Source organism: Corynebacterium efficiens YS-314, assembly GCF_000011305.1.
Lineage (GTDB): Bacteria > Actinomycetota > Actinomycetes > Mycobacteriales > Mycobacteriaceae > Corynebacterium > Corynebacterium efficiens.
In genome coordinates this window covers 2,387,434-2,410,990 of the sequence record NC_004369.1, presented here as the reverse complement: position 1 = coordinate 2,410,990, position 23,557 = coordinate 2,387,434, and the positions used below count along the sequence as shown (strand labels likewise).

22 protein-coding genes are annotated in these 23,557 nt (G+C 63.8%); 16 read left to right on the top strand and 6 right to left on the bottom strand.

All coding sequences use genetic code 11. From position 1 onward, the window contains the following. The first annotated feature begins 210 nt into the window (after positions 1-210). From obgE to CE_RS11220, 3 genes are all read left to right on the top strand, one after another. Positions 211-1,719, top strand: a complete 1,509-nt coding sequence (gene obgE, locus CE_RS11230) for a GTPase ObgE (protein ID WP_006768270.1) — start codon at positions 211-213, stop codon at positions 1,717-1,719. A gap of 448 nt (positions 1,720-2,167) precedes the next feature. Further along, complete coding sequence (proB, locus tag CE_RS11225; protein ID WP_143758542.1) at positions 2,168-3,277, top strand: glutamate 5-kinase; 1,110 nt, start codon at positions 2,168-2,170, stop codon at positions 3,275-3,277. A gap of 79 nt (positions 3,278-3,356) precedes the next feature. Beyond that, positions 3,357-4,229, top strand: coding sequence for a D-isomer specific 2-hydroxyacid dehydrogenase family protein (locus tag CE_RS11220; protein WP_006768268.1), 873 nt, complete (start codon positions 3,357-3,359; stop codon positions 4,227-4,229). A gap of 35 nt (positions 4,230-4,264) precedes the next feature. Here CE_RS11220 and CE_RS11215 read toward each other — a convergent pair whose 3' ends face one another. Both CE_RS11215 and CE_RS11210 read right to left on the bottom strand, forming a co-directional pair. Beyond that, on the bottom strand, positions 4,265-5,563 hold the full coding sequence (locus CE_RS11215; RefSeq protein WP_173362577.1) for a DUF2254 domain-containing protein: 1,299 nt from the start codon (positions 5,561-5,563) through the stop codon (positions 4,265-4,267). A gap of 74 nt (positions 5,564-5,637) precedes the next feature. Next, entirely contained in the window at positions 5,638-6,192 is a 555-nt protein-coding gene (locus CE_RS11210) for a hypothetical protein (protein ID WP_231295037.1), read from the bottom strand. Positions 6,193-6,633: 441 nt separating this feature from the next. Between CE_RS11210 and CE_RS11205 the strand changes: the two genes are divergently transcribed. The 7 genes from CE_RS11205 to CE_RS11175 all read left to right on the top strand — a co-directional run bounded on the left by CE_RS11205 (position 6,634) and on the right by CE_RS11175 (position 13,016). Further along, on the top strand, positions 6,634-7,950 hold the full coding sequence (locus tag CE_RS11205; protein ID WP_006768265.1) for a glutamate-5-semialdehyde dehydrogenase: 1,317 nt from the start codon (positions 6,634-6,636) through the stop codon (positions 7,948-7,950). 47 nt (positions 7,951-7,997) lie between these two features. Continuing rightward, the gene (locus CE_RS11200) at positions 7,998-8,870 is read left to right on the top strand and encodes a hypothetical protein (RefSeq protein ID WP_143758465.1); all 873 of its coding nucleotides are present in this window, start codon (positions 7,998-8,000) and stop codon (positions 8,868-8,870) included. A gap of 62 nt (positions 8,871-8,932) precedes the next feature. Beyond that, a complete protein-coding gene (locus CE_RS11195) occupies positions 8,933-10,081 on the top strand; it encodes a cutinase family protein (protein WP_231295036.1) in 1,149 nt (382 codons plus the stop codon). 1 nt (position 10,082) lies between these two features. Beyond that, positions 10,083-10,709, top strand: coding sequence for a nicotinate-nucleotide adenylyltransferase (nadD, locus tag CE_RS11190; RefSeq protein ID WP_006768262.1), 627 nt, complete (start codon positions 10,083-10,085; stop codon positions 10,707-10,709). Positions 10,710-10,907: 198 nt separating this feature from the next. Further along, entirely contained in the window at positions 10,908-11,381 is a 474-nt protein-coding gene (gene rsfS, locus CE_RS11185; RefSeq protein ID WP_006768260.1) for a ribosome silencing factor, read from the top strand. 65 nt (positions 11,382-11,446) lie between these two features. Continuing rightward, the gene (locus tag CE_RS11180; protein WP_006768259.1) at positions 11,447-12,160 is read left to right on the top strand and encodes a histidine phosphatase family protein; all 714 of its coding nucleotides are present in this window, start codon (positions 11,447-11,449) and stop codon (positions 12,158-12,160) included. 55 nt (positions 12,161-12,215) lie between these two features. Then, positions 12,216-13,016 carry a DegV family protein gene (locus tag CE_RS11175; protein ID WP_006768258.1) on the top strand — a complete coding sequence of 267 codons (801 nt, stop codon included), beginning with the start codon at positions 12,216-12,218 and terminating at the stop codon, positions 13,014-13,016. A gap of 244 nt (positions 13,017-13,260) precedes the next feature. On the opposite strand, the gene CE_RS11170 is transcribed toward CE_RS11175, so the two are convergent. Next, a complete protein-coding gene (locus tag CE_RS11170) occupies positions 13,261-14,475 on the bottom strand; it encodes an IS4-like element ISCef4 family transposase (RefSeq protein ID WP_011074783.1) in 1,215 nt (404 codons plus the stop codon). 38 nt (positions 14,476-14,513) lie between these two features. After that, positions 14,514-15,224 carry a superoxide dismutase family protein gene (locus tag CE_RS11165; protein WP_143758464.1) on the bottom strand — a complete coding sequence of 237 codons (711 nt, stop codon included), beginning with the start codon at positions 15,222-15,224 and terminating at the stop codon, positions 14,514-14,516. Between the two features lie 230 nt (positions 15,225-15,454). Between CE_RS11165 and CE_RS11160 the strand changes: the two genes are divergently transcribed. The 5 genes from CE_RS11160 to CE_RS11140 all read left to right on the top strand — a co-directional run bounded on the left by CE_RS11160 (position 15,455) and on the right by CE_RS11140 (position 19,990). Continuing rightward, a complete protein-coding gene (locus CE_RS11160; protein ID WP_006768256.1) occupies positions 15,455-16,168 on the top strand; it encodes a ComEA family DNA-binding protein in 714 nt (237 codons plus the stop codon). Next, positions 16,165-17,811, top strand: a complete 1,647-nt coding sequence (locus tag CE_RS11155; RefSeq protein ID WP_006768255.1) for a ComEC/Rec2 family competence protein — start codon at positions 16,165-16,167, stop codon at positions 17,809-17,811. Before CE_RS11160 ends, CE_RS11155 begins: the two co-directional genes overlap by 4 nt. A gap of 17 nt (positions 17,812-17,828) precedes the next feature. Next, positions 17,829-18,815, top strand: a complete 987-nt coding sequence (holA, locus tag CE_RS11150; protein ID WP_006768254.1) for a DNA polymerase III subunit delta — start codon at positions 17,829-17,831, stop codon at positions 18,813-18,815. A gap of 94 nt (positions 18,816-18,909) precedes the next feature. Next, the gene (locus CE_RS11145) at positions 18,910-19,311 is read left to right on the top strand and encodes an ankyrin repeat domain-containing protein (RefSeq protein ID WP_006768253.1); all 402 of its coding nucleotides are present in this window, start codon (positions 18,910-18,912) and stop codon (positions 19,309-19,311) included. A 4-nt stretch (positions 19,312-19,315) separates the two neighbouring features. Then, positions 19,316-19,990 (top strand): LysE family translocator, encoded by a 675-nt coding sequence (locus tag CE_RS11140; protein ID WP_006768252.1) that lies wholly within the window; start codon positions 19,316-19,318, stop codon positions 19,988-19,990. 121 nt (positions 19,991-20,111) lie between these two features. On the opposite strand, the gene rpsT is transcribed toward CE_RS11140, so the two are convergent. Both rpsT and CE_RS11130 read right to left on the bottom strand, forming a co-directional pair. Further along, a complete protein-coding gene (rpsT, locus tag CE_RS11135; RefSeq protein WP_006768251.1) occupies positions 20,112-20,375 on the bottom strand; it encodes a 30S ribosomal protein S20 in 264 nt (87 codons plus the stop codon). Between the two features lie 224 nt (positions 20,376-20,599). Further along, entirely contained in the window at positions 20,600-21,229 is a 630-nt protein-coding gene (locus tag CE_RS11130; RefSeq protein ID WP_006768249.1) for a type II toxin-antitoxin system PemK/MazF family toxin, read from the bottom strand. A 315-nt stretch (positions 21,230-21,544) separates the two neighbouring features. On the opposite strand from CE_RS11130, the gene lepA reads away from it, so the two are divergent. Further along, the gene (lepA, locus tag CE_RS11125; RefSeq protein WP_006768248.1) at positions 21,545-23,392 is read left to right on the top strand and encodes a translation elongation factor 4; all 1,848 of its coding nucleotides are present in this window, start codon (positions 21,545-21,547) and stop codon (positions 23,390-23,392) included. The last annotated feature ends 165 nt before the right edge of the window (positions 23,393-23,557 follow it).

Sequence of the window (23,557 nt, the reverse complement as noted above, 5' to 3'; positions counted from 1 at the left end):
TCGGGGGTGTCCCTTCGTCCAGGTTGGGTAATTTATCCTCCGCTATTGTGCTCCCATTTGTGGGGCCAGCAAAATAACCGCCCGGGTCAGGCCTTCCTCGGCTGTTAAATGTGGTATGGGCACTGGTAGGATCGAGGAACCTTGAAGCGCATGTTGTCAGCACCATGCTGACGCGCTCGTTTTACCTTGATCAGGAGTGACACCGAATATATGAACCGCTTTATCGACCGCGTTGTTCTTCATCTCGCCGCAGGCGACGGAGGCAATGGCTGCGTCTCGGTGCACCGTGAGAAATTCAAGCCCCTGGGCGGCCCCGACGGCGGCAACGGTGGCCATGGTGGAGACATCATCCTCGAGGTCAGCCCCCAGGTCCACACCCTCCTCGACTTCCACTACCACCCGCACGTGAAGGCCCCGCGTGGTGCCAACGGCGCCGGTGACAACCGCAGTGGCGCCCGCGGTGAGGACCTCATCCTCGAGGTACCCGCCGGCACCGTGGTGCTCAACTCCAAGGGGGAGACCCTCGCGGACCTGACCACAGTGGGCATGAAGTTCATCGCCGCCGCCGGTGGCCAGGGCGGTCTGGGCAATGCGGCCCTGGCTTCCCGTGCCCGCAAGGCCCCGGGTTTCGCCCTCAACGGTGAGCCGGGTGAGCAGCATGACCTCATCCTGGAACTGAAGTCCATGGCTGATGTCGGCCTGGTGGGTTTCCCCTCCGCCGGCAAGTCCTCGCTCATCTCCGTGATGTCGGCGGCGAAGCCGAAGATCGGTGACTACCCCTTCACCACCCTCCAGCCGAACCTCGGTGTTGTGGAGGTCGGACACCAGACTTTCATCATGGCCGATGTCCCCGGTCTGATCCCCGGTGCCTCCGAGGGCAAGGGCCTGGGTCTGGACTTCCTGCGTCACATCGAACGCACCTCCGTGCTCGTGCACGTGGTGGATACCGCCTCCATGGATCCGGGCCGTGACCCGATCTCTGATATCGAGGCGCTGGAGGCGGAACTCGCCGCGTACCAGTCCGCCCTCGATGAGGACACCGGCCTGGGGGATCTGGACAAGCGTCCCCGCGTGGTGGTGCTCAACAAGGCTGATGTCCCCGAGGCGTTGGAACTGGCTGAGTTCCTCAAGGGCGATATCGAGCAGCAGTTCGGGTGGCCGGTGTTCATCGTCTCCGCGGTGGCGCAGCGTGGCCTGGACCCGTTGAAGTACAAGCTGCTGGAGATCGTCCAGCAGGCGCGTAAGAAGCGTCCGAAGGAGAAGCTGGCGGAGAGCGTGATCATCAAGCCGAAGCCGGTGGATGGTCGTCGTCGCCGCGAGGAGTTCGAGATCAGGAAGGACCCGGACAACCCGGGTGGGTTCCTGGTCGTCGGTGAGAAGCCGGAGCGCTGGATCCTGCAGACCGACTTCGAGAACGATGAGGCTGTGGGATACCTGGCCGACCGTCTGGCCAAGCTGGGTGTGGAGGACAAGCTGCGCAAGGCCGGCGCCCAGACCGGTTCCGAGGTCACCATCGGTGGTGTCACCTTCGAGTGGGAGCCGATGACCTCCGCCGTGGATACCGCGGCCTCCCCGCGTGGCACCGACATCCGCCTGGAGAAGAACGAGCGTATCTCCGCGGCCGAGCGCAAGCGTGCGTCCCAGGTCCGCCGTGGGCTTATCGACGAGTTCGACTACGGCGATGGGGAAGAGGCCTCCCGCGAGCGCTGGGAGGGGTAAACCCACCGGTCCGGCTCAGCTCCGTCCGCCGGGTGCACGCTGCACCCTGGGACGGAGCTTTGTTCGTTTATGCCCGCTTATTCCTGTTTGTGCCCGTTTGTCCAGGTTACTGGCTTCCGGTGCCGTGTGGGAGAGGGAAACAGGGCCGGTAGCACCCTTCATGTTCACTGATGGCGAATACGGGCGGTAATATCCGCAGGAACCGCCCCGGCGTGTATACGATGGAATCGCTATGAATCACGTGACATCAGCTCAGCCAGAATCCGAACCACCCACTGACGAACCGGACGCGGTGACGCTCCGCGATGAACTGCCCACCCCCCACCCGGTGAGCCCGGTGACCGGTCTGCCCGTCACCCCCTACAAGCAGGAGGACAGCATCGGCGCCAGTTTCCCGGCGCCGTCACCGGGGACCGAGGACAGTGCTGCCTTCGGACATGAATCGAATATGCGTGAGCGTATCGCCACGGCGAAACGTGTGGTGGTTAAAATCGGATCCTCCTCGCTGACCAGCGATGAAGGTGGTCATACGGTGGATCCCAACCGCATCAACACCATCGTCAACGCCCTCCAGGCCCGGATGGAGGCCGGCTCAGATGTCATCGTGGTGTCCTCGGGTTCCGTCGCCGCGGGCATGGCACCGCTGGGTCTGACCACCCGTCCGACGGATCTGTCCATGAAGCAGGCCGCGGCCGCCGTGGGCCAGGTCCACCTCATGCACCAGTGGGGCCGGTCCTTCGCCCGCTATGGGCGCCCCGTCGGGCAGGTCCTGCTCACCGCGGGCGATGCCGGCCAGCGTGACCGCGCGAGAAACGCCCAGCGCACCATCGACCGTCTGCGCATGCTGGGTGTCATCCCGATCGTCAATGAGAATGACACCGTGGCCACCACCGGCGTGAACTTCGGTGACAATGACCGCCTGGCCGCCATTGTCTCCCACCTGGTCAGTGCCGATGCCCTGGTGCTGCTCAGTGACGTGGACGGCCTCTTCGACAAGAACCCCGCGGACCCCACCGCCCGGTTCATCTCCGAGGTCCGTGACGGCAATGACCTCAAGGGTGTGCTCGCCGGGGACGGCGGCAAGGTCGGTACCGGCGGCATGGCCTCCAAGGTCTCTGCCGCGCGCCTGGCGTCCCGCAGTGGTGTGCCCGTGCTGCTGACCTCCGCCGCCAACATCGGCCCCGCCCTCGAACACGCCCAGGTGGGCACCGTGTTCCACCCCAAGGAGAACAGGCTGTCGGCCTGGAAGTTCTGGGCACTCTACGCCGCAGACACCGCCGGCAAGATCCGCCTGGACCAGGGTGCGACGGAGGCCGTGACCTCCGGTGGCAAGTCCCTCCTCGCAGTGGGGATCACCGAGGTCATCGGTGATTTCCGCGCCGGGGAGATCGTGGAGATCCTCGGTCCCAACGGCGAGATCATCGGCCGCGGCGAGGTCAACTACGATTCCGAGACCCTCATGCCGATGCTGGGGATGAAAACCCAGGAACTCCCCGACGATATGCAGCGACCCGTGGTCCACGCGGACTACCTGTCGAATTACGCCAGCCGGGCGTAGACGGAGAGGGGGTGGGAGTTCGTCGACAAGCATCCTTGGCTACCGTGGTGGAAACCGTAACCGCAAAGGAGCACCCCAGATGAAGTTCACCTTCGCCCCCCACGTGTGGGAGGAAACCGTCGCCGAGATCGAGGCAGCCGGGCACGAATACGTCGATGATCTCCACGAGGCCGAGCTGTTGTTCTACAACGGTTCCGCCCCGGAGTTCCCGGACCTGCCCGACAACATCAAGATCGTGCAGGCCTCCATGGCCGGCATCGACGCCCTGGTGAATCGCGGTGTGGTGACCGCCAAGGCACGCTGGGCGAACGCCGGTGGCCTCTACGCCGATACCGTGGCCGAATCCACGGTGGCGCTCCTGCTCGCGCAACTGCACCGCCACAACGTCACCGCGCGCCGGAAGACGTGGGCACGTGGGGAGGTGCAGAGCACCAAGCAGTGGCTTTACGACGGCAAGACCATCGCCATCATGGGCGCCGGGGGCATCGGGGTTCGACTCATCGAACTGCTCAAACCCTTCGGCGTCCGAATCATCGCCGTGAACAACTCCGGCCGCCCCGTCCCGGGTGCCGACGAAACCCTCCCCATGTCCGCCGCCGACCACGTCTGGTCCGAGGCCGACTACTTCGTCCTGCTCATGCCACTGACCGAGACCACCACCGGCATCGTCAACCGTGACACCCTGGCGAAGATGAAACCCAACGCCGTGGTGGTCAACGTCGGACGTGGGCCCCTGGTGGTCACCGACGACCTGGTCGACGCCATCCGGAATGGCACCATCGCCGGCGCCGCCCTGGATGTCACAGACCCCGAACCCCTCCCGGACGGCCACCCGCTGTGGGACCTGGAGGATGTGGTGATCACCCCGCACACCGCCAACACCTACGAACGTATCCGTACCCTCACCGGTGCGCTCACCGTCCGCAACATCGAACTGTATGAGGCTGGCTAGCAGATGGAAACCGAGGTGGATGTGGTGGCGGGGTACTAACCCGCTGGCCCGGTGTCCAGGATGCTGCGGGCACGCTCGACGGCGGGCCGGGCATGACCGGTGGCGGCGGTCGACAGATCCTCGACCATGGTGCGCAGCAGTTTCGGAATCATCATGGAATCCGACCCATAGAAATGGATCTCACGGACCACCTCACAGAGCATGTCGCCGATGCGTTGCGGATAATGCACCACCCGGACCTGACCGTTGTCATCAGCGATGTAGGGGCTCGGTTCGGTGACAGTCACCAGATAACGGAACACCCGGTGGATCTCTTGGACACACTGGGCTGCGGTGGCCGGATCGTTGATGCTCGGGGACAGGGCGCGATCCGCAATATCGACCAGTTGACGCAGCCCGAAGGCCAGGTCCTGATGAAGCTCCCTCTCCGTTCGCACCTGCACAGCGGAACGCAGAACGCGCAGGTCCCGGTCACTGAGTTCCCCATCCCACCAGACCCGCAGCAACGGCTGACCCCTGATGAGGAAATCGCCTATCGACCGGTCGACTGTGATCACAGCCTCGTGCTCCGTGGCCCAGGACAGGAGTTTCCGGTAGTTGATCCACACCAGTGAACCATGGCTGTCCGCCCGGATCTCCTCCCGCGGGTCACCGGGCCTCGGTGACCAACCCGGACCCTGGACAGGACCCGTCTCACTGCTCTGCACGGGGTAGAGTCGCTCCGCCAGATCCATGGTCTCCTCCCCGATCTCGGAGATGGCATTGGCCACCCGCATCGAATAGGTGATCAAGCGGATGAATGCCAGGAATAACCCCAGGCACCCGAGCACCAGCAGGAACGCCACCGACACGGACGCGTGGGGGACGAATCCCGTGAGGTCATCCTCGTCGCTCCATACGTACCGGATGACCGTCAGCGAAAACGCGAACGTTCCCAGGAACATCCCGAGAGTTGCCTGCACGATACGGTTGCGGAGAAAACCGTTGAGCATTCTCGGACTGAACTGACTGCTCACCAGCTGCAGAACAACCAGGGTGATGGAGAAGATGAGACCGGTGACCGAGATGGTGGATGAAGCAATGGTGCTCAAGACCTCCCGGGCAGCGGTGGGGCCACCACCGAAGAAGACGCCCAGGGCAGGGCTGGAGGCTTCGCGTTCCCAGGCAGGAAGCAGGAAGCCGAGGGCTACAGCGGCGACCACACTGGTAGCTGGAACCATCCAGAAGGGTCGCCAGATCCGGTCCCATAACCTCTCCCGGGGAATTTCCGGGATCGACCCGCGGATCCGGAAACTCGTCGCCCCATTGTTGGTGTCATGGTCATTGTTCTTCACCACTCCATTGTGACACCGATCACTGCCCTGGGGGTGTGCTTCGTGGCCGGGCTCCGATGGAGGGCGAAACGGAACTAATAGGCGTACACCGCGGCGTTGTTGCCACCCGTGCAGCTCATGAGGATGTGATCCAGCTGCCTGCAGGTCAGGTCGTAGGTCAATCCCGTTGTCGGGCTGGTCACCCGGATATGTTGTTTCAGGTGCGCACGGAGATTGTCATAGGTGGGATTGAGACCCCTGGTGAGCTCCTCCTGCACCGCGGTGACAAACCTACAGCTGGTCTGCGCATTACCCGCCCACACATTGGTGCCCCACCCGTCGCCGTAGATACAGATGGTGGAGGGTTCGCCGTTGATGGTCACCTGTGCACCCCGTGGATCCTGCGGAAGCTCACTCCACTGTGGAACCAGCGGTGATGCAGGAGACCGAGCCGGGGGAAGAAACCCGGAGCTCAGGTTGCTCAGGTCGGTGGATGCCTGTGCGTAGTCCATCTCCGCGGTGGGTGTCGGGGTGGTGGGTTCAGTCGGCGCCGTAGACCGGGTGGCCGGTGCGATCAGTGCGATCAGCAACACGGCGACAGCGATGAACACCAGCGTGGCGCGGGCGATTCCGGTGCGTGTGGAGACCACGTCAGGCTCCTTCGTAAATAGGGTCTTTCTTGGCGGTATTTCTGTGTATATCTGCAGACTAACCCACTTGAAGAAGGCATGGTAGGGAGTTACCCAACCGTGAGCGCCGTGCAACCTCGGCGCGACTTGACCCCGCGGTGGGTGGGGTGTCGGATCTGTTTGTTGTCTTGTGAGCAGTCAGGTGCGCCCAGACCAACAGCTGTGGGGGTTCGGGCTTGTCGGGTGGGGTGTCGGATCTGTTTGTTGTCTTGTGAGCAGTCAGGTGCGCCCAGACCAACAGCTGTGGTGGTTTCGGGCTCCTGGGATGTGTTGTGAGGCCCATCTGTTGTCCTGTGAGCGACTGCCCGCTCACAGGACAACAAACAGGGCAGCTGCCGCCGCCCTGTAAGCCGGCAGCGATCCGGGTGATCAGGTGTGCTCCCGTCTGTATGCTAGGAACATATGACTGCACAGACTTCTTCAGATGTAACTGACCAGAAGACCGACCTGACCCGTGAGAGTGAGCGGGACGAGGTTCTAGCCAAGGCGACCCTCGCCAAGAAGGTTGCCCCGGAGATCGCCCAGCTGGGCACCGGTGTGAAGAACCAGATTCTCCTCGCCGCAGCCGAGGCGCTCCTGGAGCGTTCCGCAGAGATCATCGAGGCCAACAGCAGGGACATCGCTGCTGGCCGTGAGAGTGGAATGGCGGAGTCGCTCATCGACCGCCTTGCACTCGACGAGGGGCGCATCGAGGGCATTGCCGGTGGCCTGCGCCAGGTCGCTGGGCTGACTGATCCGGTGGGGGAGGTGCTGCAGGGCCGGGTCATGGAAAACGGTATCCAGATGCGCCAGGTCCGCGTGCCGCTCGGGGTGATGGGCATGGTCTATGAGGCCCGCCCGAATGTCACGGTCGATGCCTTCGGTCTGGCGTTGAAGTCGGGCAATGTGGCGCTGCTGCGGGGATCGTCAACCGCGGTGCATTCCAACACCACCCTGGTCGGGATCCTGCAGGATGTGCTGGCCACCTTCGACCTGCCCCGTGAGACCGTGCAGCTGCTGCCATGTGCCACCCGTGAATCCGTCCAGGATCTCATCACTGCCCGCGGCCTGGTGGATGTGGTCATCCCCCGCGGTGGTGCGGGCCTGATCAATGCGGTGGTCATGGGCGCGACCGTGCCCACAATCGAGACCGGTACCGGCAACTGCCACTTCTATATCGATGGGGATGTGGATGTTGATTCCGCGATCGCCATGCTCATCAACGGCAAGACCCGCCGCTGCAGCGTGTGCAATGCGACGGAGACGGCGTTGATTGACAGTGCACTTCCGGACGTCGACAAGCTCAGGGTTGTCCGCGCGCTGCAGGATGCCGGGGTCACCGTGCACGGCCGCGTCGCGGAGCTGGAGGCGTTCGGGGCGACCGATGTTGTCGAGGCAACCGAGAACGACTGGGATTCCGAGTACCTGTCCTTCGACATCGCTGTCGCCGTGGTCGACGGAGTGGATGCGGCCATCGAGCATATCGAGAAGTACAGCACCCACCACACCGAGGCGATCGCGACCAACAATGTCTTCACCGCCCAGCGTTTCGCCGACCACGTGGATGCCGCTGCCGTGATGATCAACGCCTCCACCGCCTTCACCGACGGCGAGCAGTACGGAATGGGCGCCGAGATCGGCATCTCCACCCAGAAGCTGCACGCCCGTGGGCCGATGGCACTGCCGGAGCTGACCTCCACCAAGTGGATCCTGCAGGGAACCGGCCACACCCGTCCATAACACCCTGCTTATCGACGCCCCACCCCGCCGTCCCTACACTGGTTCCCATGGGAAGAACCGCTCGTTCGCTCACCGGCATGATGGCCACCATGCTGGCTGCCGTCACACTGCCGGTGGCCCACGCCGGTGACATGGGCAGTGACCCGGGGGAGTGCCCGGCCACGGTCATCGTCGCAGCGCGGGGCAATGAAGCAGACCATGCCGCCAGCCCGGTTCGGTACAGCAAGGAATCCGACGCCGTTTCCAACGGCTGGGAGGGCCCCAACATTCAGGCGTTTCTGCAGTATGTGGAACAGCGCCATCTTGACCGGCACGGTGAATCCCTGTTGCGGGACACCCAAGTGCTGGGACTGGGCGCGGAATACCACCCGGCTGATATCCACATCCCGGAGATCACCGACGGCGATGGGCTCATGGAAATCCTGCCCCGGGCAGGTGAGCTGGTCACCAGCATGGTGGAGGGGGTCAGACGGACCCTTGATGTGGGTATCCCCGGGGCGCGTCTGGCCATCGAAGACTATGAGGCCGCCACGGGGTGCGCACCCCGCTACATCCTCATCGGGTATTCCCTCGGCGCCACGATGCTCTCCCAGCAGGAAGAGTGGCTGGCGGAGAAGGGACAGCTGGGCGGTGCCTTCTACTTCGGCACCGCACACCTGGCTCCCGGGGACCCCGGTGCCATCGGAGCCACCGCCACCGGTGGGATATTCGGGCAACTGCCCTCCAACTCGCTGGAGACCGCCCGCACTCCCACCCGGATGATCTACTGCCTCCCCGATGACTTCGCCTGCGATGTCACACCCACCGCGTTTCAACGGGCCCTCGATGAGGGCAGTCAGAGCCCCCACGCCCGCTATTTCCTCGATCCTGACACTCACAACACAGAGGTGACGGATAGGTTCATCAGCTGGCTGGTATGACCACAGCGCACCTGGGGTGGGTTTCCCCGCGTGACACCGGGTGGTGAGATAAATTGAACGCCATGTACCGACGAGCGTGTAGGACGAAGAAGATGGCCGCGGCCGTGCTGGCAGGTCTGGTCCTGCTCAGCCCCCTGATGGCCAGCCCAGCTGAGGCGTTCAGCAGCGGCTCCTCCGGCTCCTCCGGTTCGTCCGGCTCTTCCGGTTCGTCCCCGCTGGTGGTCAGCTCTGAACCCGGACTGTTGAGCAGTGCCGGCAGCAGTCTCCTCGACCGGCTCTTCCCGGAAAGTGAGGAGGAGTTCCTCGAGCGGATCACCAACCCGCTGGATCCGGATTACATCCCGGTGCACCCCGCGTTGCAGAGTGATCTCTATGAATCGGTCGTGGACCTGCCGCAGTCCGGGGAGTGCCCGGCTGTGACTGTGGTGGCGGCGCGGGGCAGTGAGCAGAACACCCAGATCCGCCCGGCCCGGTACAGCCCGGAGGCGCCGTGGACCTCCAATGGGTTTGAGGAACGCAATATCCGGATGATGTTCGGACGTCTGGAACAACAGCATGTCCGGGAGACCGGTGAATCGCTGATGAAGGATGTCTATGTCATGGGGCTGACCGACAACGACTACCCCGCGTTACTGCCGTTGTCCTCTGAGGGGTCCTCCGCCATCGATTTCGGTTCCTCCCTGCTCGCCGGGCGCCAAGGTGTGCTGACTTCCATCGACCGCTTCGAGGCAGAGACCGGGTGCAGATCCCAGTACCTGCTGGTGGGGTACTCCCAGGGCGTGTTGGTGATTGATGGTCAGGAACAGGAACTGATTGACCGGGGTCAGTATGTCGGCTCGGTGTTGATCGCCAACCCCAGTCTCCACCCCGATGACCCCACCGTCATCGGACACCAGCCGACCACCGGTGGGCTGATGAGCTCCGTGGTGCCACCACCTCTGGTGCACCCCAACCGCATCAACTACTGCCTTCCCGGGGACATCGTGTGTGACCGGTCCGCTGAGCAGTTGTCCACCGGCGGGTCCTCCGTCGCCTCGGCTCAGTTGAGCACGGGTGACATCCGCGCCGGGCGGATCCACCTGCACTACTTCACCAGGCCCCGGTCCTGGGATGGGGAGGTGCTGTCCACGGTGGCCGGGTGGATCAGCGACGCCATCCACATCTCCGATGGTGTCGACCCCACCGGAACCGCTGTGGATATACTTCCCTGATATGACTGCTCCCGAGGCAAATACACGCCGGAAAATCGGCATCATGGGTGGTACCTTCGACCCGATTCACCATGGTCACCTGGTGGCGGGGTCGGAGGTGGCCAACCGGTTCGGCCTGGACATGGTGATCTATGTGCCCACCGGCCAGCCGTGGCAGAAGGCCGACCGGGTGGTCAGCCCTGCGGAGGACCGGTATCTGATGACGGTGATCGCCACCGCCTCCAACCCGCGGTTCCATGTCTCCCGTGTGGATATCGACCGTGGGGGTGGCACCTACACGGTGGATACCCTCAGGGACATGCGCAGCCAATACCCGGATGCTGATCTGTTCTTCATCACCGGCGCGGATGCGCTGGCGCAGATCGTCACGTGGCGGGACTGGGAGAGCATGTTCGGCCTGGCACATTTCGTGGGTGTCACCCGGCCGGGGTATGAACTGGATGACGATATCATCCCGGAGGTACACAAGGACCGCATCTCACTGGTGGATATTCCGGCCATGGCGATCTCCTCGACGGATTGTCGTCAGCGGGCGGCCGAGGGGCGACCGGTGTGGTACCTGGTGCCGGACGGGGTGGTGCAGTACATAGCCAAGCGTGGGATGTACCAGGCGCACCCCGGCAGCTAGGCTGGGGACGCGCGCCCGGGTGGGCGTCGACAAGCGTCATGACAAGCACGCTGGCGGGACGACCGTCAACTCAACCCCCAAAGTAGGTGAAACCGCCCGGTTCGTGGAAAACTGGGAGGGGTTGACGCTCGGGAGGATACCTGAGTGTCGGTTCTCCCTGTTCGGGGTGGGACTACGACAGCAGTTTTAAGGATTTTTGTGTCTGCAACTAATGAGTCAATTCGCCTGGCCACCATCGCGGCCCAGGCAGCCGATGAGAAGAAGGCCGAGGACATTGCCGTCCTCGATGTCTCCGACCTGCTCGCGATCACCGATGTGTTCGTTCTCGCCTCCGCTGATACGGAGCGTCAGGTGGCGGCTATCGTCGAGGAGATCGAAGCCGAGATGACCGACGCCGGTTTCGAGCCGAAGCGTCGTGAGGGCAACCGTGAGAACCGTTGGGTGCTGCTCGACTACGGTGTGCTCATCATCCACGTCCAGCGTCACGCCGAGCGTGAGTTCTATGGTCTGGACCGTCTCTACCGGGATTGCCCGCTCATCGAGGTTGAGGGCCTGGAGACCATGCAGCGTCCGGCGTCCTGGTCGGATGAGGCGGATATCCGCACCGTGGATTCCATTGATGACCTGCCACCGGTCCCGGCAGAGTACGAGCCCGATTTCGAGGACGACTAGGCCACCGCCAGACGACTGCCAGACCACGCCCACACCCGGCCACCAGCAGGTACGAGAGGACCATCATGACGCGACGCCTGATTCTGCTTCGCCACGGACAGACCGAATACAACGCGACCTCCCGCATGCAGGGTCAGTTGGACACGGAACTGTCCGAGGTCGGTCGCCGGCAGGCGGAGGATGTCGCCCGTGTCCTCGCCAGGCAGAAGATTGTCCGCCTGATCAGCTCCGATCTCTCCCGCGCCCACAACACCGCGCTCGCGGTGGCCAGGCTTATCGACGCCGAGGTCTCCACCGACCGTCGCCTGCGTGAAACCCACCTGGGTGAGTGGCAGGCGAAAACACACCAGGAGGTGGATCTCCACTATCCCGGTGCGCGTGCGAAATGGCGCCACGACCCCCAGTGGGCACCGCCGGGTGGCGAGTCCCGCATCGAGGTGGCCCGCCGGGCCAGGCAGCTTGTCGACGAGCTCATGGTCGACCTCACCGAGTGGGACAACAGCACCGTCCTGCTCGTCGCCCACGGTGGCACCATCAACGCATTGACCTCCAACCTTCTCGACCTGGATTTCCACCAGTATCCGATGTTCTCCGGCCTGGGTAACACCTGCTGGGCGCAGCTGACCGCCCGTCCGCGCTATTACCCGGGCAGTGAGAACCCGGAGGATGACCTGAAGAATTCCGCCGTGAAGACCCCGGGTCCGGTGTTTGACCGTAATAATGTGGGTAACGCCCAGTGGTATCTTGACGGATGGAATATGGGCGTCACCACCACCTAGGAACGCAGGGGTGGGGGATGCAGGTCAATCCGAATGAAGAGGGAAGTTGAGTGCCATGGCAGTTCGCGTCATTACGGATTCATCAGCGTGTCTGCCGGACACGGTCGCGGATGAACTGGACATCACCGTCCTCGACCTGCACCTGATGCAAAACGGTGAGGAACGCACCACCTCGGGGTTGTCCTCCCTGGAACTGGCCGCCGCCTACGCCCGCCAGCTCGAACGCGGTGGGGACCAGGGGGTGCTGGCCCTGCACATCTCCAAGGAACTGTCCTCCACCTGGTCGGCGGCGGTGGCCGCGTCAGCGGTGTTCGTCGATGGTGCCGTCCGGGTCGTGGATACCGGTTCCCTCGGCATGGCTGTGGGGGCCGCCGCCATGGCCGCGGCGAGACTGGCCCGCGATGGGGCCTCCCTGGAGGAGTGCTATGACATCGCCGTGGACACCCTCCACCGCTCCGAGACCTGGGTGTACCTGCACCGCATTGATGAGCTGCGCCGCTCGGGACGGATCTCCACTGCCACCGCCGTGATGTCCACCGCCCTGGCCAACCGGCCCATCATGCGGGTGAACAACGGCCGTCTGGAGATTGCGGCCAAGACCCGCACCCAGTCCAAGGCATTCGCCAAACTCGTGGAACTCGCCCAGAACCGGGCAGATGGTGAACCGGTGTTTGTGGCCATCTCCCAGAACCAGGCCCGCGAGACGGCGAAATCACTGGAGACCATGCTCACCGACGCCCTCCCGGAGGGGTCCAGCTTCATGATGATGGAACTCGACCCCACGCTCGCGGTCCACGCCGGGCCCGGCGCGATCGCGGTGTCGTGTGTGTTCGCTGATGAGCGGGCTGACGGTTAAGGGCCCGTCGCCCACTGCGCGCGGGGTTTACGGGGTTTAACCGCAATACCGTTAAGTTAGTGGTGGGATGACGGTGACCACTGGGCCGAGTGGCCGACCACAATGATGGGATCGTTTCACCGGCCATTTCGACATCTTTCGTTTAATCACCCGCGGATTCTTCCGCCTTCGTCGCGGTGGGTTGAGGTACCTGGCCAGCCAAGACACTGCCCGATCCCATAAACTTCGGGCGGTGTGCGGGTCGTCAGGGGGGAAAAGAGCCCTGGATCACCGAACGACGGGTAAGCTTCAAGGCCTTAACAAATGACACCCGCACCGGAGGGTGCTCACTGGCAGTGGCCGCATCAGCCATCAGTGTCCTGATCGCGTAGTGGCAGCACAGATGCCCCCAGATCTCCTGACGCACCAACTCCGGGGACTTTGACCGCAACACCCTTTCTCGTCCACGCTGATGGGTTTTCAACTCATCGAAAGTGTTCTCGATCTCCCACCGGGCGTGATACGCCGCGATCAGATCCTCCACCGACACCTCATCAGGATCCAACAAGGTGGTCAACAACCGATGCTGCTGGTCGACAATGCCAGCCTCATCGTCACCGGTATCGATGTGGTAGTCCACCACCCGCACCATCCTTGGGGCAACCTGCCGCCACCCCGGCCCACTGCTCGGGGTAATCGTGGCCAACCATGTTCCATCCTCCAGGGTTCGCACATGGTGTGGTTTCACATTGTTCCGGATCCGCCACACCAGATCCGCACCACGGTCCTGGGCGGTAGCCCACCGGTGGAAACTATAAAACCCCCGATCAGCGACCAGTACTGAGCCTGGATCCAGCCGGTCGATCAGTTCATCAGCCAGGGTCGTTTCCCCGGTGCCCAGCCCGCCGATGACCGCGTCCAGGATCGCATGTGATCCACATTCCGCGATCGCCACGACACGGGCCTGCGGGTACCCGGCCTGACCACGTCCGGTGCCGGGACGCCCGAAATGCTCGACATTGGCTGGCGTATCCGGGACATCCAAGGTGGTGCCATCAACAGCCAACAGGCGTTTGCCCGCCAGCCAGGCCCCCTCCCACCCCGGCCGGGCCAATGGTTGGGCAACACGGGCAAACAACGCTGCCATCGGTTCATGTCCCAGCCTGACCCTGGCCTGGAAAATCGCGGAGCGTGACGGAGCAGGTACTGCCTGTTCCTCCCACCTGCAGGCCCAGGACAGTCCATCGGTGAGATCGGCGTAGATATCCTCATAGGATCCATCGGAGTTCAAAGCCATTGTGATGGTGTAATACACCATTACCCGGGAGGGCAGGATGCGGGATCGTTGCTGGGTACGACCGGCCTGCGCGACGACCTCGTCCACGACATCGGCCGGAAACACCCGGGTGAGCAGGCCCACCGAGATTAAATCCGATAACCGACGATCAGTATCAGGTTGTGTCCGTCCATGTCGAGGCATAGCACAACACTACACCCACTAACTTAACGGCATTGGGTTTAACCGATGACACCACAGGCCAGTCGGCTGCCCGCATCACCGGTGCCCAGCGTGTCCTCATCCGCCCCGTCGGGGGAGTAACGCTCCGGGATGTTCGCGAAGTTGTCCGCATCGGAGTGGATCATCAGGGCGGATCCGTCATCGTCCTCCAGGTCGGCCAGGGTGAACCGGTCGGTTTCAACGGTCATGACGGCAGTGCCGTCGTTCTTCACCAGCAGCTGCGGGAGATCCCCGGGGTGATCCGGGTGATCTGACTCCCCGGCCCCCAGGTGGCTTCCGGCGGACAGGAAATCACCGGTGTTGTCCGGGTTGTCCGGGGCGGCGCTGTCGGTTTCACACACCCCGATCTGGTGGATGTGCAGGCCGTAGAAACCGGGTTCCATGTCATTGAATCCGACGGTGATGCTCACGGCCCCGTCCTGCTCCCTGAATTCCGCGGTGCCGACCTCGGCGCCCTCGGCGGTGGTGACGGCCGCGGTCAGGTCTGGTTCCGACCCGGTGTCTGCACCCGTATCTGCACCGGTGTCCCCTCCGGCGGTGGTGGCTGTGGTGGTCTCGAGGGCGGTCTCGGTGGTGGTGTCCGTGGTCGTCCCGTTGTTCTGTGTGTCCTCCTCCGAGGCGCACGCGCTGAGGGCGAACAGTCCGGTGGCTGCCAGGGTGGCGATCACTGCCCGGGGCAGGGGCCCGGTGAACAGGGGTGTGGTTTTCATGATGTGCTCCTTCGTGTCTGATCCCGGTTCTCCCGACTCAAGGTGACCGGGGGATCTGTTGGTGCTCTTCGTCATGACTCGGGTGGTGTCTGCCAGTGTACGAATATCCGCAGGGACAGGTAAGACACCACAGGACTTATCCACAGCACGGGGTTCAGGGTCAGTGTTATCCACAGGTGGGGCACCCTGCGGCTTGGCCACCGGGAGCCGGCGCTTTATCGTCAGCGGTTATGAAGCCCGATATCGCAGCCAGGTTGAAGGACCTGACCCGTCCGACCGGGACGGAGGATCTGTTGGACGTGGAGTATCCCACCCCCAGATTCACCATCTCGCTGCGCCATGCCGTCCTCGTGGCGGCGGTCGCCGCAGTCGGGATGGGAGGGGTGTATCTGTTGCAGGATGACACCCCCGACCCGGTGACGGTGACTGCCCTGGCACAGCCCTCGATCACCACCACGGCCTCCGAGGCGGATGTGGGGATCGTGGTGTCGGTGATCGGGCATGTCGCCCGCCCGGGTCTGGTCACACTGCCCTCCGGTGCCCGGGTTGCTGATGCCCTCGCCGCCGCAGGTGCTTTTCCTGATGCGGAACTGACCACCCTCAACCTGGCGCAGGTGCTGGAGGACGGGGTGCAGATCGTGGTGGTGGCGCAGGGGACGGAACCACCCGCCGCAGCAGGAAGTCCCGGGGTGCAGGACCCGGGCGGAACACCGGGAATGACAGGCATCACCGGTGGCGGGACGGGGGAGGGTGGTCTGATCTCCCTGAACACCGCCACCGCCGCGGAGCTGCAGACGCTGCCCGGGGTGGGGGAGAAGACCGCCCAGGCGATCATCCAGCACCGGGAGGCCAACGGTGGGTTCTCCGCGGTGGATGATCTGCTGGAGGTTAAGGGGATCGGTCCGTCGAAATTCGCCCAGATCTCCGGGGCGGTGACCCTGTGAGGGAACTGCGCCTGTTGCCCGCAGCGGGGCTGGCCTGGGCGGTGGTGTTCTCTGTGATCCTCACCCGGGGGCTGATGGTGGCAACGCTGCTGGTGACAGCCGTGCTCGTGGGGGCAGTGATGCTGAGACAACCCGGCCAGGCGGTGACCACGGTGGCGGTGGGGATGGCGACCATGTTGGTGGCCCGGATGCGGGTCGGCCAGGCGGAGCGGTTTGTCTTCCCCGACCCACTGATCGGGACGGTGGGATCGTTCAAACAACTGGAGAGTGACCTGGCGATCCTCCGGCTGAAGGTGGAGGGCTACCCCGCGCTGATTCCGGTCCTACTACGCGGGGACCACGCAGTACCGCACTCCGCCCAGGTGGTGGTGGAGGGACACATCAGGGACAGTGACCGGCCAGGTGTGGGTACGGTGCTCGTCACCGCGGATCAGCTGGAGGTGGTCGAGGAGGCCACCGGATACGCCAGCTGGGTCAACCAGGTCCGGGACGCGTTCCAGGAATCTGTGCTGGCCACGGTCGGACCATCCTCCCAGGGATTACTACCCGGCATGGTGCTGGGGGACACCCGCCTGCAGGACACAGTCGAGGAACAGATCTACATCGACACCGGATTATCGCACCTGTCGGCGGTGAGCGGGTCGAATGTCTCCATCACCACCACCTCGGTGATGGTGGTGTTGGCGTTGCTCACCATCGGCCCCCGCATCCAACTGGCGGGTGCGGCCATCGCACTGGTGGTGTTCGTGTCCCTGGTGGGCACCGAACCCAGCGTGCTGCGCGCCGCGGTGACCGGGATGGTGGGTCTGCTCGCGGTGCTGAACTCCCGGCGCATGGAACCGGTCCACGGACTGTGTCTGGCGGTGATCGGTCTGCTGCTGTGGGACCCGGACCTGGCGGTGCAGTACGGATTCATCCTGTCGGTGGTGGCCACCGCCGGGATCGTCATGCTCTTTCCGCTGCTCTACCGGGTCCTGGCCAGAACGGGGTGGCCGGATATCCTGGTGCGTGCGGTGGCGGTGGCGGTGGCCGCCGATGTGGTGACCATGCCGGTCATCGCGGTGATGGCGGGTCAGGTGTCCCTCGTGGCGGTGCTGGCCAATGTGCTGGTGGCCCCGGCGGTCGCCCCGGTGACGGTGGTGGGGCTGATCGCGGTGGTCCTCACCCTGGCCCCCGGTGGCCTGGAGGTGCTGGCCTTGAGGATCTGCGAACCGTTCACCTGGTGGATCCACCAGGTCGGGTCCGTCTGCCAGGGGTTGCCCATCTCTACCGTCGGCACAGGTGAGGGACTGCTGGGCACATTGTGGGTGGTCACCGCCTGCTGCTGGATCATCGTGGGTATCCATCGCGGCCTGGCCAGGGTGATGGCGGTGCTGTTCACCGTGTTGTTGGCGTTCCACTGGTACGGTGGCCGCCTGCCACCGCGGGTGGACCCGGCAGACGTCGGGTACGTGGTCGTCGACAAGCTCCCTGGGACCGTGCCCCCGGGGACGGGGTTGATCATCGTCACCGACCCGGACGGGGCACCCGCGGACCGGCCCACCGCGACCCGGGAGGGGATACCGGTGATGTACCCCAACCGCGACGGGGAGGTGACCCTGCACACCGACGGTTCCCAGCACGCAGCCGACGGCCGGTTCTGACGATCAGGTGTGGCACGATGGATCCCGTGACCCCAGCATTGACCCCACCTGTACCACTGGTTCATCTCATCATCGGGGATGATGAATACCTGGCCGAACGCGCACGCTTGAACATCACCGCCCAGATCAGGGAGGCATCCCCGGAGGGGGAGGCCCTGCCGGTGACGGTGATGCGCGCCGGGGAGGTCTCCGAGGGGGAGCTCCTGGATCTGCTGTCACCGTCGCTGTTCGGGGAGGACCGCGTCGTGGTGCTCACCCACATGGACCAGGCCGGCCAGGAACCGGCGAACCTCGTGCTCAAAGCGGCGATCGATCCCGCGCCGGGTATCCACATGATCATCATCCACTCCGGTGGGGGCCGCACCAAACAGATGGTGCCCAAACTGAAGAAGATCGCCGTGGTGCACGAGGCGGCGAAACTCAAAGACCGCGAACTGCCCGCCTGGGTGATGCAGGAGTTCCGCAACCACGGGGCGAAGGTCACCCCCGACGTGGTCCACTCCCTGCTGGAGGGGGTTGGCTCCGACCTCCGTGAACTCGCCTCCGCGGTGGCGCAGCTGGTGTCCGATACCGACGGCAACGTCACCGTGGAGAAGATCCGGACCTACTACCGGGGCGTGGCCGAGGTGTCCGGTTTCGACGTGGCGGACCTGGCCTGTGCCGGACAGGTGTCCAAGGCGGTGGCCAGCACGCGCCGGGCACTCCAACTCGGGGTGAAACCGGCGGCCCTGTCCGCAGCCCTGAGCATGAAGGTGGGACAGATCGCGCGGCTGTACTCCACCCGCGGGCGGATCGATTCGGGGCGGCTGGCCGGTGTCCTCGGCGTGCCACCGTTCGTGGTGGAGAAGGTGGCCAAGCAGGCCCGCACCTGGTCCGGGGAATCCGTCAGCGAGGCGGTCATCCTCATGGCGGAGCTCGATGCCGCGGTCAAGGGGCAGGGTGGTGATCCGGAGTTCGCCATCGAGTTCGCCGTGCGCCGGGTCGCGGAGCTGGCGCGCAAGTAGGCACACCGGCAGGCGGGTGGCGGGCGGGGTGCTTATCGACGCCGACTCATGCCCGCTCCACCGGCCTGCTGCCCGCAGAGTAGGATGTCCTTCCATGACGGAATCACAATTGCCCGATGATGTCCAGGAACTGGTCAACCGCCTGTTCGGTTATGCCCGCCAGGGTGGCGAGGAGGCCGCCCAGGCACTGGATGCCTACCTCCAGAACGGACTGGACCCCAACCTGAGCAACCAGGACGGCAACTCCCTGGTCATGCTGGCCGCATACGCCGGCAACGCGGACGTGCTGGAGGTGTTGATCAAACACCGCGCCAATGTGAACAAGCTCAACAACCGCCAGCAGTCCCCGCTGGCCGGGGCGATCTTCAAGAAGGAGGATGAGATCATCGACCGCCTCCTGGCCGCCGGTGCCGATCCGACCTGGGGAACCCCCAACGCCATCGACACCGCCCGGATGTTCGGCCGTGAGGATCTCGTAGCCCGCTTCGAGTCATAACCCAGTGGACTGGGCTGCACTCGGAACCCTGATTCTGCTCAATATCGTGGGCAGTCTGTCCCCGGGTCCCGACACGTTCTTCCTCCTGCGTCTGGCCACCCGGTCACGGATCCACGCGATCATGGGGGTGACCGGTATTGTCACCGGTCTGACCGTCTGGGTGACCCTCACGGTGGTGGGTGCGGCCACCCTGCTCACCACCTACCCCGACATCCTCGGCGTCATCCAGCTGGTCGGCGGTGGCTACCTGACCTGGATGGGGTACCGGATGGGGCGGGGAGCGGTCAGGGAGCTTCTCGACGCCCGGGCCTTCCGCTTCAATTCCGCCACCCGCCCCATCCCCGATGCGGTGGCTGCACTGGGCACCCCGGGGCAGGCGTACCGGCAGGGGATGGCCACCAACCTGTCCAACCCCAAGGTGATCATGTACTTCGCGGCCATCCTGGCCCCGTTGATGCCGGCGAACCCCTCGTTGGCGGTTGCCCTGACCATCATCATCGCGATCTTGGTGCAGACCTGGGTGGTGTTCACCTTCATGTGCGTGATCGTCTCCACCGAGAGGATCCGCAAGGCGGTGCTGCGGGCCGGCCCCGTCTTCGACGGGGTGGCGGCGGTGGTGTTCATCGCGGTTGGTCTCACCCTCATCTATGAGGGTGCATCCCAGCTGCTCCTGGGGTAGGGCACCCCCGCGGGCCGACCGCTGGCCGCCAGCACGGGCCGCCAGCACGGGCCGACCGCGGGAAAACAAAAACCCAGGCCGGTGCGGACACCGGTCTGGGTTGTTGACTGCCTGGCGTGAATTAGCCGAGCTTGTTGAATGCACGTGCCAGGGAGGACTTCTTGTTGGCCGCGTTGTTGCGGTGGAAGACACCCTTGGTGACAGCCTTGTCCAATGCACGGGAAGCAACGCGCAGCTGGGACTCAGCTGCAGCCTTGTCGCCACCGTCGATTGCAGCGTGGAACTTACGGATCTCGGTGCGGACTGCGGAGCGGATGGCCTGGTTGCGCAGGCGAGCCTTCTCGTTGGTCTTGTTACGCTTGATCTGAGACTTGATGTTTGCCATCGGACTACCTCTTGAACTTTCTGATTAAAGTTGTGTACAAACCCAGGTCCGGACCCTTCTCCCACACCCACTTGACTCAGGGGATGTTCGACATGCCCAGCTGCGAACCCAAGGTCCTGCCCGCATGCATGCACATGTTGTTCCGGAAATGGACAACAGCCTAAAAGGTTATCACCCAGTGGGTTGAAACCGCAAAAACCGACGGTGGTAACTGTCCCGGGGCCTCAGGCCCAGCTGAACTCATTGCGCAGGCGGTTGGCGATGCGTTCGAAACGACCCCGCGGGATCACCACGCCCTGACGGCGGATGCCCAGCTCGGACACCTCGAGGATGCGATCGAGCCTGACCCAGCTCTGACGCCCCCGGGTATCCCACCCTCCGGCACCGATATCGATCCAGTCATCATCCCCCCGGTGTTCAGGGTTGGAGGAGATCAGCAACCCGAGGATCGTGTTGCGGGTGCGACCGACGACTACCATGGCGCGTTCGCGGGGTGGGGAACCGGGGCCGTCGGAGGGGGCCCAGATCCACACCACCTCGCCGGGGTCGGCCTGGCCATCCATGTCTGGGGCGTAGAACAGGGCCCGGGCCATGGACTCGGTGGGCAGGACATTGATCTCCGTCTGGACGGGGGCGGCCTGGGGCCCGATCATGGTGCTCAGCTTGTTCTGGTCGGGGTCCGCGGAGTGGTCCCGGTTCTCCTCGATCCCCAGCCCATCCCGGATGATGGCCAGACTCTCGTCCACCTTGGTTTTCTGTGGGTGGAGGATGAACCTGAACAGGCGTGTGAGCAGGCCAGGCTCACCATCCCGGGGGTCATCGCCATCGGAATCGCGTGCGCGCGGGGAGCTCATATGTCACCTGATCTTCGTACCTGTGCTCGGGGGGGGTGAGCGGTATATAACAAATTGCCAAAACCCGCCACCCATTGTGGGATTTCAGAAGAAATATCGCAAGGCTGCCGTATGTGTTACATCACACGGGGGTGGTTTGTGTGCGCTTGCCGGTGGGACCGGATATTTTCACTCCATCTCACTGCCCTTACTGCCGGGGGCCTCTGTTTTCGCAGGAAGGGGCGTATTCTGGAGTTGTTCAGACGTTGTTTAACAGCAGGCCAACCCTCAGGTAGAGTATGGGACGTTATTTAATCGAAGGGACCCCTGACGCATATGGCAGAGAAATTTGCAGAAAAGACTTTTACGGACCCATCCAGGATTCGTAACTTCTGCATCATCGCCCACATTGACCACGGAAAGTCGACGCTCGCCGACCGTATCCTCCAGCTCTCGAATGTTGTGGATGCTCGTGACATGCGTGCGCAGTACCTGGACAACATGGATATCGAGCGTGAGCGCGGTATCACCATCAAGGCGCAGAACGTCCGCCTGCCCTGGATCCCCCGCAGTGGTGAATACGAGGGCCAGGAGATCGTCATGCAGATGATCGACACCCCCGGCCACGTCGACTTCACCTATGAGGTCTCCCGCGCGCTTGAGGCCTGTGAGGGTGCGATCCTCCTGGTGGATGCCGCCCAGGGCATTGAGGCCCAGACCCTGGCCAACCTGTATCTGGCCATGGAGAATGATCTTGAGATCATCCCCGTCCTCAACAAGATCGACCTGCCGGCGGCAGACCCGGATAAGTACGCCCTGGAGATCGCCAACATCGTAGGCTGCGAGCCGGAGGATGTCCTGCGGGTCTCCGGCAAGACCGGTGTGGGGGTGCCGGAGCTGTTGGACAAGGTCGTGGAGCTCATCCCTGCTCCATCCCCCGGCCCCTCTGAGGATGCCCCGGCTCGTGCCATGATCTTCGATTCCGTCTACGACACCTACCGTGGTGTGGTGACCTACATCCGTGTGATGGAGGGCAGGCTCACCCCGCGCCAGAAGATCAAGATGATGTCCACCGGTGCCACCCATGAACTACTGGAGATCGGCATCGTCAGCCCGACCCCGAAGAAGTGTGAGGGGCTGGGCCCGGGCGAGGTCGGTTATCTGATCACGGGTGTCAAGGACGTCCGCCAGTCCAAGGTCGGTGACACCGTCACCTGGGCGCACAACGGTGCAGAGGAGCCACTCCAGGGGTACCAGGAGCCGACACCGATGGTGTACTCCGGTCTGTTCCCGGTCTCCCAGGCGGATTTCCCCGATCTGCGTGACGCGCTGGAGAAGCTGCAGCTCAACGACGCCTCCCTGACCTACGAGCCGGAGACCTCCGTGGCACTGGGCTTCGGTTTCCGTTGTGGCTTCCTGGGCCTGCTGCACATGGAGATCACCCGCGACCGCCTGGAGCGCGAATTCGACCTGGATCTGATCTCCACGGCACCGTCGGTGAACTACCGGGTGGTCGATGAGGCTGGCCAGGAGCACCGCGTGCACAATCCATCCGACTGGCCGGGTGGCAAGCTCCGTGAGATCTATGAGCCGATCGTCAAGGTGACCATCATCGTGCCGAGTGAGTTCGTCGGCCCGACGATGGAACTGTGTCAGGCCAAGCGTGGTCAGATGGGTGGCATGGACTACCTGTCCGAGGACCGCGTGGAGCTGCGCTACATCATGCCGCTCGGTGAGATCATCTTCGACTTCTTCGACATGCTCAAGTCCCGCACCAAGGGTTATGCCTCACTCAACTACGAGGAGGCCGGTGAGCAGGAGGCGGATCTGGTCAAGGTGGACATCCTGCTGCAGGGTGAGCCGGTGGATGCGTTCTCCGCCATCGTCCACCGTGACAATGCGCAGTGGTATGGCAACAAGATGACGGTGAAGCTGAAGTCGCTGATTCCCCGCCAGCAGTTCGAGGTGCCCATCCAGGCGGCCGTCGGTTCCAGGATCATCGCACGTGAGAATATCCGCGCGCTGCGCAAGGATGTTCTAGCCAAGTGTTACGGCGGTGATATCTCCCGTAAGCGCAAGCTCCTGGAGAAGCAGAAGGCCGGTAAGAAGCGCATGAAGAACATCGGTTCCGTGGAGGTTCCGCAGGAGGCCTTCGTCGCGGCGCTGTCCACCGACGAGGGTTAAGCGCCCACCAGGAGAGCTTCTCGACGCCCGTGCCTGCGCACGGGGAATGTCGGGGAGCTTTTTTGTTTCCGCCGGTGTGTGCTGCGTGGGTCGTCGACAAGCATTCCGGACACCAACGACATGAAGAATGATCACATCTAACCCTGAATTGGGGTGGGTGCTGTA

Excerpts from the sequence above, each read along its gene's own strand:
- proB (WP_143758542.1), top strand. The coding sequence starts at position 2,168 with ATGCGTGAGCGTATCGCCACGGCGAAACGTGTGGTGGTTAAAATCGGA.
- CE_RS11205 (WP_006768265.1), top strand. The coding sequence starts at position 6,634 with ATGACTGCACAGACTTCTTCAGATGTAACTGACCAGAAGACCGACCTG.
- CE_RS11165 (WP_143758464.1), bottom strand. The coding sequence starts at position 15,224 with ATGAAAACCACACCCCTGTTCACCGGGCCCCTGCCCCGGGCAGTGATC.
- CE_RS11175 (WP_006768258.1), top strand. The coding sequence starts at position 12,216 with ATGGCAGTTCGCGTCATTACGGATTCATCAGCGTGTCTGCCGGACACG.
- rpsT (WP_006768251.1), bottom strand. The coding sequence starts at position 20,375 with ATGGCAAACATCAAGTCTCAGATCAAGCGTAACAAGACCAACGAGAAG.
- lepA (WP_006768248.1), top strand. The coding sequence starts at position 21,545 with ATGGCAGAGAAATTTGCAGAAAAGACTTTTACGGACCCATCCAGGATT.
- CE_RS11160 (WP_006768256.1), top strand. The coding sequence starts at position 15,455 with ATGAAGCCCGATATCGCAGCCAGGTTGAAGGACCTGACCCGTCCGACC.
- CE_RS11180 (WP_006768259.1), top strand. The coding sequence starts at position 11,447 with ATGACGCGACGCCTGATTCTGCTTCGCCACGGACAGACCGAATACAAC.
- CE_RS11195 (WP_231295036.1), top strand. The coding sequence starts at position 8,933 with ATGTACCGACGAGCGTGTAGGACGAAGAAGATGGCCGCGGCCGTGCTG.
- holA (WP_006768254.1), top strand. The coding sequence starts at position 17,829 with ATGGATCCCGTGACCCCAGCATTGACCCCACCTGTACCACTGGTTCAT.
- CE_RS11130 (WP_006768249.1), bottom strand. The coding sequence starts at position 21,229 with ATGAGCTCCCCGCGCGCACGCGATTCCGATGGCGATGACCCCCGGGAT.
- nadD (WP_006768262.1), top strand. The coding sequence starts at position 10,083 with ATGACTGCTCCCGAGGCAAATACACGCCGGAAAATCGGCATCATGGGT.
- CE_RS11145 (WP_006768253.1), top strand. The coding sequence starts at position 18,910 with ATGACGGAATCACAATTGCCCGATGATGTCCAGGAACTGGTCAACCGC.
- CE_RS11200 (WP_143758465.1), top strand. The coding sequence starts at position 7,998 with ATGGGAAGAACCGCTCGTTCGCTCACCGGCATGATGGCCACCATGCTG.
- obgE (WP_006768270.1), top strand. The coding sequence starts at position 211 with ATGAACCGCTTTATCGACCGCGTTGTTCTTCATCTCGCCGCAGGCGAC.
- CE_RS11170 (WP_011074783.1), bottom strand. The coding sequence starts at position 14,475 with ATGCCTCGACATGGACGGACACAACCTGATACTGATCGTCGGTTATCG.
- CE_RS11220 (WP_006768268.1), top strand. The coding sequence starts at position 3,357 with ATGAAGTTCACCTTCGCCCCCCACGTGTGGGAGGAAACCGTCGCCGAG.